This window comes from Gardnerella sp. DNF00038 (genome assembly GCF_049262855.1).
Lineage (GTDB): Bacteria > Actinomycetota > Actinomycetes > Actinomycetales > Bifidobacteriaceae > Bifidobacterium > Bifidobacterium vaginale.
Map to the genome: position 1 here is coordinate 969,274 of NZ_CP058407.1, position 17,998 is coordinate 987,271.

Annotated in this window: 13 protein-coding genes; 8 read left to right on the forward strand and 5 right to left on the reverse strand. The window is 35.0% G+C overall.

Going from position 1 to position 17,998, the window contains the following annotated elements; all coding sequences use genetic code 11:
- Positions 1–86: 86 nt before the first annotated feature.
- Positions 87–1,043: an ROK family protein gene (locus HXT19_RS03795; protein WP_248903107.1), complete on the reverse strand. Its 957-nt coding sequence runs from the start codon at positions 1,041–1,043 to the stop codon at positions 87–89.
- Positions 1,044–1,320: 277 nt separating this feature from the next.
- Here HXT19_RS03795 and HXT19_RS03800 point away from each other — a divergent pair, with 277 nt between their 5' ends.
- Both HXT19_RS03800 and HXT19_RS03805 read left to right on the forward strand, forming a co-directional pair.
- On the forward strand, positions 1,321–2,460 hold the full coding sequence (locus HXT19_RS03800) for an ROK family protein (RefSeq protein WP_422119627.1): 1,140 nt from the start codon (positions 1,321–1,323) through the stop codon (positions 2,458–2,460).
- Between the two features lie 66 nt (positions 2,461–2,526).
- Positions 2,527–4,470 carry a beta-N-acetylhexosaminidase gene (locus HXT19_RS03805; protein ID WP_415698998.1) on the forward strand — a complete coding sequence of 648 codons (1,944 nt, stop codon included), beginning with the start codon at positions 2,527–2,529 and terminating at the stop codon, positions 4,468–4,470.
- 136 nt (positions 4,471–4,606) lie between these two features.
- On the opposite strand, the gene HXT19_RS03810 is transcribed toward HXT19_RS03805, so the two are convergent.
- Complete coding sequence (locus HXT19_RS03810) at positions 4,607–5,572, reverse strand: nucleoside hydrolase (protein WP_415681787.1); 966 nt, start codon at positions 5,570–5,572, stop codon at positions 4,607–4,609.
- Between the two features lie 17 nt (positions 5,573–5,589).
- Positions 5,590–6,768 (reverse strand): MFS transporter, encoded by a 1,179-nt coding sequence (locus HXT19_RS03815; RefSeq protein ID WP_004113554.1) that lies wholly within the window; start codon positions 6,766–6,768, stop codon positions 5,590–5,592.
- Between the two features lie 136 nt (positions 6,769–6,904).
- On the opposite strand from HXT19_RS03815, the gene HXT19_RS03820 reads away from it, so the two are divergent.
- The 5 genes from HXT19_RS03820 to HXT19_RS03840 all read left to right on the forward strand — a co-directional run bounded on the left by HXT19_RS03820 (position 6,905) and on the right by HXT19_RS03840 (position 10,825).
- The gene (locus HXT19_RS03820) at positions 6,905–7,606 is read left to right on the forward strand and encodes a Crp/Fnr family transcriptional regulator (protein ID WP_004113553.1); all 702 of its coding nucleotides are present in this window, start codon (positions 6,905–6,907) and stop codon (positions 7,604–7,606) included.
- A 79-nt stretch (positions 7,607–7,685) separates the two neighbouring features.
- On the forward strand, positions 7,686–8,297 hold the full coding sequence (locus HXT19_RS03825) for an ECF transporter S component (protein ID WP_013399619.1): 612 nt from the start codon (positions 7,686–7,688) through the stop codon (positions 8,295–8,297).
- A gap of 240 nt (positions 8,298–8,537) precedes the next feature.
- Positions 8,538–9,158: an energy-coupling factor transporter transmembrane component T gene (locus HXT19_RS03830; RefSeq protein ID WP_230479200.1), complete on the forward strand. Its 621-nt coding sequence runs from the start codon at positions 8,538–8,540 to the stop codon at positions 9,156–9,158.
- Positions 9,142–9,996, forward strand: a complete 855-nt coding sequence (locus HXT19_RS03835) for an energy-coupling factor ABC transporter ATP-binding protein (protein ID WP_415699000.1) — start codon at positions 9,142–9,144, stop codon at positions 9,994–9,996. The genes HXT19_RS03830 and HXT19_RS03835 overlap by 17 nt, the downstream gene beginning before the upstream one ends.
- Entirely contained in the window at positions 9,980–10,825 is an 846-nt protein-coding gene (locus HXT19_RS03840; RefSeq protein ID WP_009993757.1) for an energy-coupling factor ABC transporter ATP-binding protein, read from the forward strand. Before HXT19_RS03835 ends, HXT19_RS03840 begins: the two co-directional genes overlap by 17 nt.
- A gap of 45 nt (positions 10,826–10,870) precedes the next feature.
- Here the strand turns inward: HXT19_RS03840 and HXT19_RS03845 are convergent, their stop codons facing one another.
- Positions 10,871–13,996: an alpha-mannosidase gene (locus HXT19_RS03845; protein WP_415699002.1), complete on the reverse strand. Its 3,126-nt coding sequence runs from the start codon at positions 13,994–13,996 to the stop codon at positions 10,871–10,873.
- 426 nt (positions 13,997–14,422) lie between these two features.
- Here HXT19_RS03845 and HXT19_RS03850 point away from each other — a divergent pair, with 426 nt between their 5' ends.
- Positions 14,423–15,673 (forward strand): AGE family epimerase/isomerase, encoded by a 1,251-nt coding sequence (locus HXT19_RS03850; RefSeq protein ID WP_415699003.1) that lies wholly within the window; start codon positions 14,423–14,425, stop codon positions 15,671–15,673.
- 178 nt (positions 15,674–15,851) lie between these two features.
- Here the strand turns inward: HXT19_RS03850 and dnaG are convergent, their stop codons facing one another.
- Entirely contained in the window at positions 15,852–17,954 is a 2,103-nt protein-coding gene (gene dnaG / locus HXT19_RS03855; protein ID WP_101887963.1) for a DNA primase, read from the reverse strand.
- Between the last annotated feature and the right edge of the window lie 44 nt (positions 17,955–17,998).

Sequence of the window (17,998 nt, forward strand, 5' to 3'; positions counted from 1 at the left end):
AATTTAAAGATAGTTAAAGGTAGTTTTCTGAAGAATAAATGCAATGCGGAGATTTTTATAATACTTTTACAACACGGTTTAAATATTTAATTTTCCTCCTTTGCTTTATCATCGTAGCGTCTGCCAATAAGAGCTGCTCCTAACGCACCAAAGAACACTTCTTGATTTGCAATCACTACACGATCGGGTATTTTTAGTGAGGACAAAAATGACGATTTTTGTTCAAGTCTACAAATGTATTCTTTTACGCCTTTTAATAAAATTGCTCCTGTTTTACTCACTCCTCCACCAATAACAATAATCTCTGGATCAAAAGTAACTGTAATAATCTGTAGTGCACTAACTAAGGTGGAAATGAACTTATTCCATACTTTTTCAGCTTCTTTATTTTTAGCAGAAACATTGCGCAGCAAAGACGCGATAGGATACTCATTCTTTGCTGGCCAAAGTTTAGATAAACCAGTTCCAGAGATTATTGTTTCTACACATCCACGCTGTCCACATGGGCAATCCCTGCCCTGCGTATCAGCAACTATATGACCTATTTCTCCAGCCACACCAGTGGAGCCGTGGAAAATAGAGCCATTAATGATAATTCCCGCAGAAACTCCAGTACCTAAATTCAAAAACACTAAACTACTAGAATCAGAACCATAATAATTATATGCACCGAATGCTGCAGCATTAACATCATTATCTATTACAGAATTCAATCCAAAACGTTTACGTATTTCAGTCTTAAAATCTATACTATGAGATCCCAAATTTACTGATTCAGATACTTGCCCAGTATGTTGATTAACTAAACCAGGCACACCAATTCCTATAGTGAATTTAGTATCATTGCCATATTTTAGGATAATTTGATTAATCACTTCAGAAATAAGCTTGCACACTTCATCGACAATCTCTACTTCACCTTGCTTGGTAGAAACTTGAGAATGCGCAATCAGTTCATTATTAGTATTGAAAGCTGCACATAATACTTTTGTTCCACCTACATCTACCCCTATGCTTATACGCGACGGTGTGCTGTGCGTCATAATAAACTCCTTAGAAAAATACTTCTGCTTTGAAGTTGAACCCTATTAAACCAATTAAGTACAATTATTGCACTAAAAGATAAAAATGCAAGACTATCTAATATATTTAATAAAAACATTGAAAAATAAAGGAATCTATAGTTCCAATATTTCATATATAAAAAATAAAATTAGAAAATATTTTACAAAAACATGTTTTAGTATATATTCCAAACTATATATTTATCTGATAGAATATCATGTATAAAACAATGGGCATTAAAAGTGGAACGACGACATGAGCATAAAAACAATAGCGAAGCCAATGATTAATCAATTAATGACAGTGTCTCAAAAAACCATACCTGCCGACGCAAGAATAAATAACAGAATGCTAATATTCAACTATTTATTCCCAAAACAAATACTTTCTAGAGCTATGCTCGTAAGAAAAACAAAATTATCAAAAGCATCTATTTCAACCGTCGTGTACGAAATGCTTGAAGACCACATATTAGTAGAAAGTGGTCAAGAGTCAAAAATAGAAAGAGGTAAAAAAGGTACACTACTCGAAGTAGACGCAAACTATTGGAACATTATAACTATAGATCTTTCACAACCTTGTCTCATACAAGGCGCTGTTGTTAATCTGTGCGGAGATATATTAAAAAGATCGGAAATATCGTTATATAAAAGCACAGATGCGAACTGTAAAAAAATCATAGAAGTTTGCAAAACTCTAATAAATAATTCAAATAATCACATACTAGGAATAGGAATTGCTGTACCTGGAATCGTAGACGATGAAGGAAGAGTAATTCGCTCATCGAATCTTCAGTGGGAAAATATAAACATTAAAGAAGAGTTGATTAAGCATTTTAATTGTCCAATTATCGTTGATCATGACACGAATAGCGCATTACTAGCCGAAAGATTCTTCGGCAACGGCGTACCAAATACAATATTTATACAGTTATCGTTAGGTGTTGGCGCATCAATATTAATAAATGATGCTATTATCACTGGAATAAATAATTCTGCAGGAGAAATTGGTCATATTACAGTAGATCCGCAAGGACCAGATTGTTCATGCGGCAAAAAAGGATGTTTAGAAACATATATTTCCGCGGAAACACTGCATAGAAAAATGTTTACATCAAATAGAAAACCAGAAGATATATTAGCAGAGGCAGGTAATTATTTAGGAAAAGCTCTCACAACAACAATTAATCTTTTAGACCTAACAGACGTGGTAATTTATGGACCATCCGACATTGTAAATAAGGTATTTATAAGCTCTACAGAAAAAGCAATACAAGAATATGGTCCATACAGTCCAAAACATCCTTGTACAGTAAGAAGATGCACTTGCAACAATGACATAACTCTTATAGGAGAATGTATATCAGTAATTCAAAATAGAATCATGAATCTCTAAGATATAAAAAGCAAAGAAGCAATCAACAAAAAATTAATGTAAAAACTAGTAGCAAAGAAGCACAAAATGAAAATCGACAATTCAAATACCGAAATAATACCTTCACCACAAAACATATCAATATACGCAAAAGATACTATTACGCTTCCACAATCAAGTCATATTAGTTTCATAAATATTAAACCAGACTTAAGAATAACTACAGCAGCAAAACAGCTATGTGAAGATTTGAAAAACAATCACAATTGCAACTGGAGCATTAGCTACTCAGAAGGATATAAAAGCGCTATATCGGCAGCTATTAACAAAAATCTACGTATTCAAGAATATAAAATTTCATCTAAAATCTCGACCAATCAAACACTTATAAGCATAGAAGCTGGGAGCATAGCGAGTATATGCTTTGCAATACAAACTATAAGACAACTAATTATGCAATATGGTCTAATACTGCCATCATTACAAATTCAAGACTTTCCAGAAATACCTGTAAGAGCATATTCTTATGATGTTTCAAGAGGAAGAGTGCCAAAACTTTCATGGTTAAAAACTTTAGTAGACCAGTTAAGTCTATACAAATATAATCAACTTCAACTATACGTAGAACATGTTATCGATTTAGATGACACAATTGAATCCTGGATTGGACATTCACCATTAACTTGTAGTGAGATTATCGATCTAGATGAATACTGCTATGCAAGAGGAATAGAACTCGTTCCAACACTTGCAACTTTTGGACACATGTATGAAATACTAAGAAGTAACTCATATAAACAGCTTGGCGAATTCCCAGAACAATCAGAAAGACCCTTCAGTTTTGTTGAAAGAATGATGCATCATACTCTAAATCCCACTAATCCTAACACTATACCGTTTATATCTAAAAGGATTAAAGATTATGCATCACTATTTAAATCTAATAAGTTTAATATTGGCGCCGATGAGACCTTTGACCTTGGATGCGGTGAAAGTAAAAATGTTGCTGAAAAAATAGGAGTGGCAAATCTTTATTTGTCCTATATTAAAAAGCTATGTGAAAAATTACACGAATTAGATTTGCAGCCAATAATGTATGCTGATATTGCAATAAAACACCCAGAGTTATTAGCTGATATTCCAAAAAATGTTATTTTTGCAAATTGGGATTACTCGGCAAACATGAATGAAAACAATATAAAACTAATAAAAAGTCAGAATCGCGATCAATACGTATGCCCTGGCACACAATCTTGGAATAGGCTTATACCAGATTTTGACTCTGCTATAAATAACATATCCAAAACATGTGAATATGGGCACAAAAATCATGTATTAGGATTTTTGTTAACTGATTGGGGAGATTATGGACATATAAACGATCCCATACTCTCACTTCCGTATGTAATAATATCATCGGAATATGCTTGGAAATCTAATAATATTGCAAAAAAAGATTTAATAAACAAGGTAAGTAATGTATTTGCTAACAGAACAAACTCAAACTTACTTAACATTATTAAACAAGCGTCTCATGCACAAGCATTCAGCTGGTCTGACGCTGTGCAATTCAAAGAACTTGAATACAATAACGAAAATATAGCAAACGAAGATGTACTATTTTCATTAGGATATCCAAAGAACACTTCCCTAGAACAAGCAAGAAGACGATTCTTAAATGAAAGAGAATCACAAATATTAAATGCTAAAGAATATAATCGCACTCTATCAGAATGCTCAAAGAGCATCTACAATATAAATGCTTGCAGCGAAAATATAAACTGTGAAAATATAAACAAAGATTTTATAAGCACTAGCATTTTAAACATTCAAGGTCAACAACTGCTCAACCAATTAGGGTTGTACATACTAAACCAGAGATTTACTCTAGCTGAAGCAAAATCTTTTAAAACAAATTTGAACGAATGGTTCACACAATATCAAAATCGTTGGGAATCAATAGGTAAAACGGCAGACCTGTACAGGATACGAGAAGTATTGGATTGGTATATAAAAATACTAGGGATGTGAGAAAAGTATATTTACTGGACATATACGCATTAAATATAAATACGACCGAGAAAGTTTATGAATAACAATAAACAAACCCGGTCGTATTTAAATGTTATTGCAAGATAGAAAAGCATGTCGGTAAAGACAAATTTTGCTAATCTACAACATGTAAAGTACGATAAATGTAATTTTTATATTTTTCTGGATTAAGCTTACTACATATTTCAGCATTCGGAGTCTTCCCAGAGAAGAAATTAGCGTCAACAAGAACTGAACCATAACTTGGTCCAGGAGTTGCATCAACTTGGCAATAATATTTTGTGCATTCGCTTATACATTCAGGATATAGCGCAGCGGCAACAGCAGATGGATCAGCCATATCGAGATAAGCATCCCCAAAACGGCTAATATTCATTTCCATTAATTCCCTATTGCAATCAATGGCAAACTTACCAAGTTCTCCACTTTCGCGAATATTAGCAATTTCTTGTGGATTCAGCATACATTCTCCCAAGCATGCATCCCATCCAACAAACATAATATTTTTAAGACCAGAATCAACTAATATCTTTGCAGCTTCTGCATCTTGCCAAATATTGAATTCTGCTACAGGAGAAACATTTCCACGACCTAGACCAGCAGATCCCATAACTACTATGCGACCAACTTTTTTCATCGCTTCATAATCAACCTTAATAGCTAGAGCAATGTTAGTTAATGGCCCTAATGCAATAATGTCTATTTCACCATCCTCACTGTTTCTCAAAGTTTCAATCATTTTCAAAACAGCATTACCATTACTTTCTTTTAAGCGATGAGGCACTAGACCAATATCACCCATTCCATCTCTGCCATGGGTTTCATGAGCATAAACCAAATCGCGCAACAGCATGCTGCTACTTCCTTTATATACAGGTGGTTCATATGAACCAGCATGCTCGATAGTAGTAAGCGTATTAATAGTCGCTTGTTCCATGCATACGTTTCCTGATACAGTGGAAAACATTAATATCTTATATCTAGGATCATTTAAAGCCATGGCAATTGCCATAGCATCATCCGAACCACAATCTGTATCTATTATTATTTTCTTTTTAGAATAAATTTCTTTATTTTCCATAAACTCTCAACACCCTATCAATTAATAGAAACTGTATCTTCAAATGTAACTATCTTTAGCAGTGCAGCCGAAGCAATACATATTGCCAGCATTATAAGCCCAAATGTATATGAGAACCCTACTCCAAATTGCGAAATAACAGCACCAACAACGATAGGAGTTAGCATATCAGCTACGCCACTTGCTGTAGCAACGATAGAGCATGCTATACTCACGCGCTTATACATAATTCTAGAGGCAATTGCAACAATAACACTAAATAAAACGCCTAAGAAAAGACCAGCAACGAAAAGCCCAATATAGTAACTCAAGGCAGTGTTAACAAGCATTGCGGCAAGAATAGCAATAAAGGAACCGATACAATTCATGAGTAGCACTAAGGTACCTTTTACATATCTCAGAATCCAAGTGAAAAGGAAACCTCCAAGGACACAACCTAAGTTAAATAGTGTAAACATAAATGCAGCATTTGATTCGCTTATTCCTTTTGTTATTGCAAAACTTGTTGTATACATACCTATAGCAGTCGATACTCCGCTGAATGCGGCAACTGAAATAACAATTCCAGCATAGGCAAGAATCTTACTCTTAGCATATAGTGGCCTGATATGTTCTTCCTCTTTCTCTGTATCTTTAATCTCAGACGTATCTTTGACTATAAAAGACACCGCACAGATAATAAATGAAAGAATACCTAACACATAATATGACCATGCATAAGATAATTTACCACTCAAGAACAGACCTAATACAAATGGTGAAACTGTAGTTCCTACACCAAATAGTCCTTGTCCAAAAGTCAATGAACTTTCATAATTCTTTTTGAATATGCTACTTAACAATGTTGGGCATGCAGCATCCTGCGTGCCAAATGCAATGCCTCCCGCAAACGCAAGTATTAAACCAGAAACAAAACTAGGAATTGTAGGAATACCAAACATAAATATGCCAGTAATAAAAGTACCAATTCCTAAAACTTTTACTGATCCAATTTTCTCTACAAGAACACCTGTTATGTTAACGGTGAGAATTCTACCAAGAGCATATGCTGATCCAAGTAAACCGACAAGTTCAATCTTCTGTCCATAGGTTTGTACTAACTGTGGCAACGTACTGCCAATCATTACACATGTCGAACCTGCCAAGAAATACATAGCAAATGAAAGAAAAGCTTTTAGCGCATCATTACGCTTCATGATTTCACACTTTCCTAGTTCTTTTAATTAACATTTATAAACCATTAGAGGCTTGCCTAAAAAATATCATGATTTTATAATGCTTAAAATGACACTTGTCATGACTAATTTTGTTCTTAAGGAGTAAAAGTAAATCATGAACAACAAATGTATAGCAACGGCGCTTGCATTTATACTAGATGCAACGGATAGCATGAGTACGATTGTAAAAATAGAGAAAGCAAAACAACTCATTCCTCACCAATTCATACGAACATATCACACTAATGATGTTCTCATAAATATGAATAGTGCAGCAAAATATGTATATATCTTTTTAGATGGTAAAGCTACAGTTCGAGGAAGTTTAAATCGTAACGATGGAGTTATTTCAAATATTGAACCAATAGAAATACTGGGACTTTTTGAACTCGTTACCAATGAACCGCATTATACTGCTTTCGTTATGGCAGAAGAAAAAAGTTTGGTATTTAGAATTCCATCTTCGCTATTTCGCGAAATTGTTCAAGAAAATGGCAAAATTTGCTATTGCGTATTATCAATATTCGCAAAAACAGCGGGAAGAACAATGCAAGAAGCAGCAACGAAAAGACTACTTGAATCAATTGACATTATTGGATATTATTTATATACTCAAGCAAACAAAGATAGACCGTATATATGCCCATATACTCGCGAAGATTTAGCAAAAATACTAAATATTAATTTACGAACTTTATACAGGTATCTAGAATCCATGAAAAAAGAGAATCTTATAACAAGCATAAGAGGAAAATTGGTTATAACGGACCAACATTTTGCTTTGCTACATAAAAGATACTCTTCTATGACTATTTAATTATCAAATGACAAATGTCATTTGATAATTAAATAGTCAAAAAGATAATATTTGTAGTAATCAAATAGGAAGTGATTGCATGAAACAGATAATTAAATCATTCAAGGAAGAATTTACTACTGTTGCAGTTGTCACAATACCATTATGTGTTGCTGTTAATTATATTTCTGGAACTATAGCAGGTATGCTAAAACTACCTATTTTCCTTGATACTATAGGTACTTTATTTGCATGCATGATTTTTGGGCCACTTGTAGGAATAACAACTGGAATGCTATCTTCAATAATTTCATCAATCACTATGCCAACCATGCTTCCATTCATAGTGGTCAATATTGCTCTAGCCTTATGCGCTGGTATTCTAGCAAAACATAAAATGTTTTCAAATTATATGAAAATTTTTATTTCTTCAATAATCATGGCAACAATATCCATTATTATTTCAGCACCGATTGTAGTCCTAGTATTTAGCGGGTTCACTGGCGGAGGATCATCTATTATAGCGGCTTTAATAACTGCATCTGGAATGAATATCTGGATTTCTGTATTCTCTACTGAAGGATTCTTTACATGGGTTGATAGAGTATTAACAATCATTATATGCTTAAGCGTTATAAAATGCTTGCCCAATAAATTACTGCTTCTTTTCCCATTAGGTTTACTTTATTTAAAAAATTCAGATTCTGAATAGTAAAAATTAAATCGAGTTTACTATATAAATACAGAGATAAAAGTAATTATGTACATGCATTATATCGATACTATTAATCAAGTAAAAAATACCAAGATACTTGCGACGCTATACCCGACAACAAAATTTATATTGACCATATATTTAATATTAGTAGATATTATATTAAATACTTTTTCATTCACATTATACAATTTGCGACTTTTATTGTTCCCCTATTTTGTTGCTCTACTTGTTCTGATGATTCTATGTGGAATAAAAAAGAATGGATATAAGCTCGTATCAAGTATAGCCATGTTCTCATTATTTGTTGCGATATTTCAAGTCGCTTTCTGTAGACAAGGAAATACAATATTAAGTCTTAATTTTTTGCAGATTACAGATACAGCATTGTCTAATTCTATAACGCTCGGAATGAATACCTTAAATATATCAACTATAGTCATATGTTTTTTCCAAATAACTGATATAGAAGATATTACAATATCTTTAAACAAACTTGGGATGAGCAATAAAACATGTTTCATAATACTTTCTACTTTCCAAACTATTGATTATTTACAAGTGCAAATTAAAGCAATCATAACCTCGCAAAAAAGTCGTGGAATAAACTTTAATGGAAATTTAATACGTAGAATTGGCACATTTACTTCGATTTTGCTTCCAGCATTTATTACTTCATTAATAAACATCGAGCAACGCATAATGATGCTTGATTCGCGAAATTTTTTTAGTTCAGAAAAAAAGACATATATTAAACAGGTTAATCATAATGGTCACGAAAAATTGGTATTAACAATAGGAACAATTACACTAGTTTTTCTTATTCTAGGAAGAGTAATTTATGGTTATATCATATAATATTTGCAATTTTTCATACACTTATCCACTTACTTCAAAACCAGCTTTAAGCAACATAACAATACAGATAGAATCAGGGAAAATATATGGAGTAATTGGCGCTAATACTTCAGGTAAATCAAGTCTATGCTTATCTCTTAAGGGATATATTCCTCATTTCTATAAAGGAAAATATTCTGGAAAAATACTATTAAACAACACGATTGATTTATTAAAATCTAATGAATGTGACAGCGTAGGCTTTGTATTTAGCGATCCTTTTTCGCAGTTGAGTCATATCAAAAAAACTGTATTTGAAGAAATTGCATTCAGCTTAGAAAATCGCAGTATCCCTATTCAACAAATAGAGAGTCTGGTTACACAAGTTATGCAATTACTTAACATAGAACAACTTGCGCTTCAAAACCCACTAACCCTATCCGGAGGGCAGGTTCAACGCGTTGCAATCGCGTGCGTTATAGTTAATAATCCAGAAATACTAATTCTTGACGAACCTACTTCACAACTTGATCCAGAAGAAACTAAAAATATTTATAATTTTCTACAAAAATACAAAGACGAGGGACATACCGTAATAATTAGTGAACAAGATACAAATTTGTTAGCGGAATATGCAGATAATATCATTGTTCTTCAAAATGGTTTTATCACTCATTATGGAAATAAATATGATGTTTTTTATGATGAAACTTTCCCTTCTGACTGTATTGATATTCCAGAAGTTGTCAAAATTGTGAAAAAGTTACGTAAGTTTGATATCCAAATAACCCCTGGCATAACAGATATAGGCGAATTAATAGTTTTATTAAAGGAGAAATGCGATGAGCATCGCAATTAAATTGAACGATGTAAGTTTTCAATATCCTTCAAATGAAAAAATAAAAAATAAAAATAATGATAAACAAGAAAAATCCTGCAGAATACTAAACCACGTAAACATAGAATTCGAAAGTGGTGAATTATGCGCAATAATAGGTAGCAATGGAGCAGGTAAAAGCACTCTCGCCAAAATAATAGACAATTTATTACAGCCAACTTCTGGAGACATAACTATTGAAGGAAAACAATATAAGACATTAAAGCAACACGATATTACATCACTCGTTGGTTATATTTTTCAAAACCCAAATGATCAAATTTTTAACAGCACTGTACATAAAGAAATTACATATGGGATAAAGAATATAAACAATGATCTTTACAGTCGCGTTCTGAATCTTACTGGTTTAAACGATAAAGAAAATACAAACCCATTTAATTTGTCATTCGCTGAAAGAAAATTTATTAACATTGCATCTGCACTACTAAGAGAACCACATATTATTATTATGGATGAAGTGACTGGTGGGTTGGATAAACCACAAAAAATGCGACTTGTAAAAATACTTAATTATTTACATACGATAAATGTAACAGTATTATTTATCACCCATGACATGGAATTCGCATACGAAAATTGTCAAAATGCTCTCATACTTGATAACGGAAATGTGTTATACAAAGGGAGCATCGAATCTGCATTCCAGAATGTAGAAATAATAAAACGCGCGCATATTGACCAACCAATCATAGTACATATAATGAATGCGCTCGGAATTAACTATATGCATAAAGATAATCCTATACGTGCTTTAGCTAAATATATTGCGAATCGCAATAATCATTAAGGTATATGCAATCAAAAGCATCAAAATATAAACAAAATATCAACATTAAGATGCAATGCGAATACGCAATGAACATAGTTGGAAAGGACGTAATTCTACATTTAACGCGTCATTATTATTGTGCAAAGCTATAGGCATACCATGCAGCACTGGCATTTCCATAAGATCTACCTCTTCAATTGAGGAATAACGCAAGATTTTATTGAGTTTTATTTGCCCATTTGCATATCCACCAGACGGCTCGTGAATACGTAAGATTATATCTCCAGAACAATCGTCAGCCAGCTTAACCCAATCTAATGCAATTAGACCTGAGTTTCTGCGAATCGTAAACAATGGATCGACTTCTGGTAGCATATCAATAATTGGCGAATTCAAAAAATCAGCTGTACTTAGAACTGAATCCATATTTGCATCAGCAATAAATGACCAAGTAAATTCATGCTTACCTTGATCGGTGTTAGGATCGGGGTAAAGAGGCGCAGAAAGCAAAGATAATCTGAGCATAGTTCCATAAGATGAAGAATAATCGCCAATAGGAGCAGTATCAGCGCCATAAGTAGACGAATTTGCAACAGCAACAGCATACGAGGAATCTTCTATACGAACAAACCTATGTGTGCATGATTCAAACTTTGCATCATCACTACGAGTATTTTTTACTATTGGCCTTTCAACTAAACCATATTGGCACTCATACTGGGCCTTATCTGAACATACGGATGTTGGCATATCTACTTTTAGAAATTGCTCTTTAGCATTCCAATCAACTTGCGCATGGAAATCAAGTCGTTTAACACATGGCTCTAAAATTATACTTGTTTTAATCTTAACATCCTTTTTACATGCCAAGATTTCAACAGATACACCGCCCGATAAAAGCTCTTTAACGTCAACAATTGAAGAATCATCAATCTTACGATTCCTCATAAATGCATCTCGCTCAATATCCCATGCATCCCACTGATACGGCTCATCTTTTAATATCTCATATTGCGCCATGCGATAACCAGATGGGATTAGCTCACGATTAAATTTAATATCTTCAACAGAAGATACTGTGCCATCGCGTTCAATAGTCACACTTAAAACACCATTATTAAGAATTACTCCACCATCATTTTTGTGTTTTACAGTTGTTGTATTATTTTTACAGCTTTCACTACATTGATATAAATTCCAAGCGACCTCATTTTTACCTGTATAAGTCAACAACTTTACATTTTCACGCGCATTAACCGCGTTAACCGTGCTGTTAGCTTTTACAATCGCATTGGCAATATCTGAAATAATTTTACGTAAACAAGAAATATCTCTAGCATATTCTTCTCTAGCTTGCCTATGAACCCATGCAATAGCAGAACCAGGAAGAATATCGTGGAACTGGTTCAATAATAAAGTCTTCCAAATTCTAGTAAGCTCATCGTTATTGAAACGATATTCTGGCGCATACACTCGAGCTAAAACAACAAGATATTCAGCCACACGCAACAATGATTCCTCCATGCGGCAATAACGCTTCATATCTTGCTGAGAAGTAAGAGTTTTTCTATGCAACTCTAGATAAAGCTCACCCTTAAACACTGGCGTATTGCAATTTGAATCGTCAACAATATCTTTTCGTATTTTTTCAAATAACTCATCAGGAGTGCCGAAATCAACTCTAGGAGCACCCTCTAAATTACGATCACGCCTAATACGAGCAGTCATTTCGCGAGTAGGCCCTCCACCGCCATCGCCAAAACCGTATAACAATATTGCGTGATCAGATAAATCTTTATCCAAAAAATTGCGTTGAGAATAAACTAACTCATGCATGCTCACAGATGAAGCATAAGTATTAGATGGAGGAAAATGAGCTAAAATCCTAGAACCGTCTATTCCTTCCCAAAGGAATGAATGATGTGGGAATTTAGTGGTATCATTCCAAGAAATCTTTTGAGTTAAAAACCAATCAAATCCAGCGCGGCGAGCAAGTTGAGGCAATGCGCCAGTATAGCCAAAACTGTCTGGGAGCCAAATGCCATGCGGATCAACACCAAAATGCTCCTTAAAATAGCGCTTACCAAAAGTCATTTGTCGAATTAAAGATTCACCACATGGCATAATTACATCGGACTCAACCCACATACCACCAACAGGTATAAAACGTCCTTCTTTAATCCTATTTTTCATACGCTCAAATAAATCGGGATGCTCGTTTTCTAGCCACTCGTATTGTTGAGCAGAACTCATAGCATAAGTACAATCAGGATCCTCATCCATAAGAGCTAAAACGTTAGATATTGTGCGTGCGACTTTCCTGTGCGTCTCGCGCACAGGCCATTGCCAAGCAGAGTCAATATGAGCATGTCCAACAGCAATATGCCTTAGAGAACTTGCCGCCGCGGGCTGACTTAATACATTAGACAACATATTACGAGCATTTTGAACAGTAGAAGAATCATGTTCATCATAGGCATTTAAGGAGCGCTGTAAAGCTTTAGCTAGTTTCCAGTATCGCGGATTATCGTCATTCAATTCTCGCATCAAAGAACTTACAGTCTCAAGATCCATATAATAATCAAAAATATTACGATTAAAAACAGTAACGTCAACATACTTCAACATATATTGGCATTCGGTTTTTCCAGTAGCACGCTCACCTAAATCAGTAGGAGAAAACGCAGTAGGTCCTTCAACAAATGGATTGTCTGCAGCTTCCAAATATAAAGTAAAATTACCATTTTCATCAATACTAATCGAACGATTATTATGCTCATCAATCAACGGAACCCAATGATTACAAGGGTTTACAGCTTTTATAACTCTTCCGTCAACGTTATACACTAATCCTTCAGCTTGAAAACCAGGGAAAAGATTACTAATCCAACCTAAATCAACATTTAGCTCAACTTTGCACCCCTTTACCTTTGAAAGATCAATCGACCCTGATATCTCAAACCACGTTGTTCCCCAAGTTGTTCCCCAAACGCTTGGAACATTGAATGAATGAAACACAATATCGTTTCTTTTTAACTTAGAAAAGAATTCGTTAGAAGAAATAGGTTCTCCAGCAATCTCATACGCTCGAATTTTACAATGCAATAAAACAGTATTTATATGCGGGTATAAGCGTTGTTGCATAACTCTTGTACAGCGATTTAATTGCTGCTCAGGTAATAAAAACATAGTTTCTACACTTCTTTCTTACACAATTAAACATTTATACGTAAATCACGTACACGCAAATCACATACGCATAAATCGCATATCTAACATATAAAGACAAGACAAGTATACGATATTAAATCAGTAAAAGTTTATGACAAAAGACAGTAATTAATAAAAATTCATAACTGTTATGAATTTTGGGAAATAAACCTGAATTTTGCTAACCAAAGTTATAATATTTAATCAGCAAAGAGTAATTGTCCATATATAGTGATGAGCTGTTAGAAACTTCAGAAAATATTAAAGATGATATTTTCTAATTGGAATAATTATCTGTAGACAGTATATAAACAGCATAAATGAAGATAGGCAATTATTCATCCCTAACATAACACATGACTCTGTTGATTCAATTTTAAAATTACAATCTACGAAAGGACAATAATGCAAGATTTTGAAACAACTAAATATACGTTTGACACACAAGCCAACAGAATATTCATGGCAGAACAAACAAAACAATTACTTGATTTCGCAAAAAACTTCCCAGCACCAATAGGAGGGTCAGGATGGCTCAACACAGACGGAACACTAGATAAAACACGCGGAGTACAAACATGGATTACAGCACGAATGACTCATGTTTACTCAATAGGAGAAATGTTAGGATACAAAAAAGCGAATCAACTTGTTGAACGAGGACTCGACGGACTATTAGGTCCTTTACACGACAACGAACACGGAGGATGGTATCAACAAGTAAGTTGGAACAAAGAACCTGAAAAAGACAAAATTTGTTACACTCACGCATTCGTCATACTAGCCGCATCAAGCGCACTACTAGCAGGACATGAACGAGCAAAACAACTATTAGAAGATGCATTAAAAGTATTCGATAAATACTTCTGGAATAATGAAATAGGTTTAACAGTAGACACATGGGATACAAGCTTCAATAAGCTTGATTCTTATCGCGGGCTTAATGCAAACATGCATACAACAGAAGCATTTCTTGCAGTAGCTGATAGCACAGGAGATGAAAAATATAGAGAACGCGCAAAGCGCATAATCAGCCACGTAATCAATTGGGCATCTAACAACAATTGGCGAATACCAGAACATTTCAACGATCAATGGCAAGCAGACTTAGAATATAATAAAGACAAAAAAGATGACCAATTTAAACCATACGGTGCAACACCAGGTCATGGAATCGAATGGTCAAGATTAATACTCCAATGGGCATACAGTTACTATAAGGAAGATTGCAAACAGCGAAGAGAAGCATTAAACGCTGCAGAAAATTTGTTTAACCAAGCATTAAAAGATGGATGGAATGTTGACGGACAACCAGGTATCGTATACACAACAGACTGGAATGGAAAGCCTATAGTCCACGACCGTATGCATTGGACACTAGCAGAAGCCATTAATACATCATCAACGCTTTACAGAATCACTAAAAATAAGCAATATGCTACTTGGTATAAAGAATTCTGCAAATATCTAGACCACTCAGTCATTGATCACGCTAACGGTTCGTGGTTCCATCAACTCGATGATAAAAACAATGTTTTAAATACTGTATGGCCAGGAAAATCAGACGCTTATCATGCTTTCCAATCCACTCTGATTCCATTTATAGATCCAACGTGTTCTATAGCAAGCGCTATATACAGAGAGCAACTTGATTAATAATAAAATATTGTTAATTTATTAATTTAATAATCCACATTGCAATTAAATCTGCAGTGTGGATTATTTCATCACATACACTCCAAATATTTCACAAATACGTATAAAAATATAAAAATGAGAAACGTTAAAAAGTAAAGTAAACAGCATTAGGACGTAAATACAATATTGATGCACATTATAGAATTTGCGACTGAAGGTCTTTTCGAGCGCTTTCCATTTTAGTGATTTGACCTAAAAGAGTAAGCTTTTCTTGACCATCAGGAAGCTTACTCATACGAACTTTAAAAGCTCCAATCTTTCGCATAAAACCAACGTCTAAAAGCTTAATAAGCAGCTCGTTTGCGTACTTTTGCTCTTCTTCACTAGGAACGCGCAAAAGATCAGATGGTCCGCCTTTAACACTTTCGCCACTATAGTCGTAAGCAGCCGACGAGTTAAGCGAAGAAGCGCTACTTAAGCCCTTGCTTAAAGACAATGGAAGAGGCATTACAGAAAGCTCGTTAATAACACCTTCTAACATAAGGCCAGCAGCTTTAGTTATAATATGAAGCCATAATCCTTGACTTACATTTGAAGTAGGCAATCCCCCAGCTGCCACAAAAGCCTGAAAAAGCGTTCTAAAAACTGGCGTAATAAAATTATTCAAAGTAAGCTGCGCAAAAAGCTGACTGTTAAACGCTAAAGGAGATTGCATAAGAACAGCCATAAATTGCTGCTCACACATAAACACGGAATCGTCAACCTTATAGTAACTTTGATTTTTGTACGCGCTTCTAAGCATAGCTGTTTTTATAGCAGCTTCATTCATGCTTTGAGAACGCTGATCAAATACGCGAGAATCCGCGGAAACGATAGAAGAATAGCTTTTAGAATAAGCGTCATCGTCTATAACATGCAATCGCCTTCTATTAGACTCCACTTCCCTACGCATAACGTCTAAATCAACACCAATATTTCTAACAGCTTTTCTAGTGTACAAGTCAAGCAAAGACATGTCTCGAATTTGCGCAACAAGAGGAGCAACCGCCTTAACAGCACCCATCTGCCCTGTTGCAAAAGACGTGTCAAACTTACGAATAACAGTGTCGATTACAAAATCGTAAAGAGGATTAGCGCGTGCAATCAAAGAGCGAACAGCCTCATCTCCCCTTTGAATACGCAAATCGCAAGGGTCTAAGTTGTTATCTGCAACAGCAACAAAAGTCTGTGTCAAAAACGCTGAATCTAAGCCAAAAGCATGTAACGCAGCTTTCTGACCTGCCGCATCTCCATCAAAAGTAAAAACAATACGCGAACTGACTTTTTGACCTTCTACTTTTACAGGCCCCACAAGCTGAATCGCTCCCAAAGAATCGTCTGCAATAAGACGGCGAATAATCTTCGCATGCTCCGCACCAAAAGCCGTTCCACAAGTTGCAACAGCAGTATCTACACCAGCTAAATGGCAAGCCATAACATCCGTATAGCCTTCCACAATCACAACTTGACGCTTTTTAACAATATTCGACTTAGCAATATCAATTCCATAAAGAACCTGCGTTTTCCTATACAACACAGTATCTGGAGTGTTAATGTACTTTGCACTAATAGAATCGTCGTCATAAAGCTTTCTAGCACCAAAACCCAAAGTTCTGCCTGTAGAATCTCGAATAGGCCACGTTAATCTGCCGCGAAAATAATCGTAAATTCCACGCTGACCTTGGCGCGCTAAACCTGCATCCAATAATTCTTGACGAGTAAAACCCTTATTAGACAAATATCTAACTAGAGTATCCCAACTATTCGGCGCATATCCGCAACCAAAACGTTCACATTGCGCTTGAGTAAAATTACGTCCAGCAAGCAAACTACGAGCTGGAGCTGCTTCTTTAGAGTTGATTTGGGACACGAAAAAACGCTGAGCTTCCTCATTTGCTTCTATAAGACGAGCACGCTTAGAACCTGCGTGAGCACTATCTTTACCAGCTTGCGATTGGTCATAATGAACTTCAACGTGGTATCGATCTGCCAACAGTTCTACTGCCTCGCGAAAATCAATGTTTTCTTTTTGCTCAACGTACTTAAAAACATCTCCGCCAGCACCGCAACCAAAGCAATGCCAGACACCTAAGCTTGGACGAACGCTAAAACTAGGCGTTTTTTCATCGTGAAACGGGCAAAGCCCCACAAAAGTACCCGTTCCAGAAGGCTTAAGCGTAACAGTTGCAGATACAATATCGTACAAATCTGCAGCAGCGCGCACACGCTCAACGTCTTCTTTTACAATCATTCCAGCCATAATCTCTAGCTTATCGCAAGCCGAAGGCTATAGACACTCTACGA

What these genes read in the sequence shown, in the direction of transcription:
- HXT19_RS03795 (WP_248903107.1), bottom strand. Translation starts at nt 1,043, where the DNA reads ATGACGCACAGCACACCGTCGCGTATAAGCATAGGGGTAGATGTAGGT.
- HXT19_RS03800 (WP_422119627.1), top strand. Translation starts at nt 1,321, where the DNA reads ATGAGCATAAAAACAATAGCGAAGCCAATGATTAATCAATTAATGACA.
- HXT19_RS03805 (WP_415698998.1), top strand. Translation starts at nt 2,527, where the DNA reads ATGAAAATCGACAATTCAAATACCGAAATAATACCTTCACCACAAAAC.
- HXT19_RS03810 (WP_415681787.1), bottom strand. Translation starts at nt 5,572, where the DNA reads ATGGAAAATAAAGAAATTTATTCTAAAAAGAAAATAATAATAGATACA.
- HXT19_RS03815 (WP_004113554.1), bottom strand. Translation starts at nt 6,768, where the DNA reads ATGAAGCGTAATGATGCGCTAAAAGCTTTTCTTTCATTTGCTATGTAT.
- HXT19_RS03820 (WP_004113553.1), top strand. Translation starts at nt 6,905, where the DNA reads ATGAACAACAAATGTATAGCAACGGCGCTTGCATTTATACTAGATGCA.
- HXT19_RS03825 (WP_013399619.1), top strand. Translation starts at nt 7,686, where the DNA reads ATGAAACAGATAATTAAATCATTCAAGGAAGAATTTACTACTGTTGCA.
- HXT19_RS03830 (WP_230479200.1), top strand. Translation starts at nt 8,538, where the DNA reads ATGATTCTATGTGGAATAAAAAAGAATGGATATAAGCTCGTATCAAGT.
- HXT19_RS03835 (WP_415699000.1), top strand. Translation starts at nt 9,142, where the DNA reads ATGGTTATATCATATAATATTTGCAATTTTTCATACACTTATCCACTT.
- HXT19_RS03840 (WP_009993757.1), top strand. Translation starts at nt 9,980, where the DNA reads ATGAGCATCGCAATTAAATTGAACGATGTAAGTTTTCAATATCCTTCA.
- HXT19_RS03845 (WP_415699002.1), bottom strand. Translation starts at nt 13,996, where the DNA reads ATGTTTTTATTACCTGAGCAGCAATTAAATCGCTGTACAAGAGTTATG.
- HXT19_RS03850 (WP_415699003.1), top strand. Translation starts at nt 14,423, where the DNA reads ATGCAAGATTTTGAAACAACTAAATATACGTTTGACACACAAGCCAAC.
- dnaG (WP_101887963.1), bottom strand. Translation starts at nt 17,954, where the DNA reads ATGGCTGGAATGATTGTAAAAGAAGACGTTGAGCGTGTGCGCGCTGCT.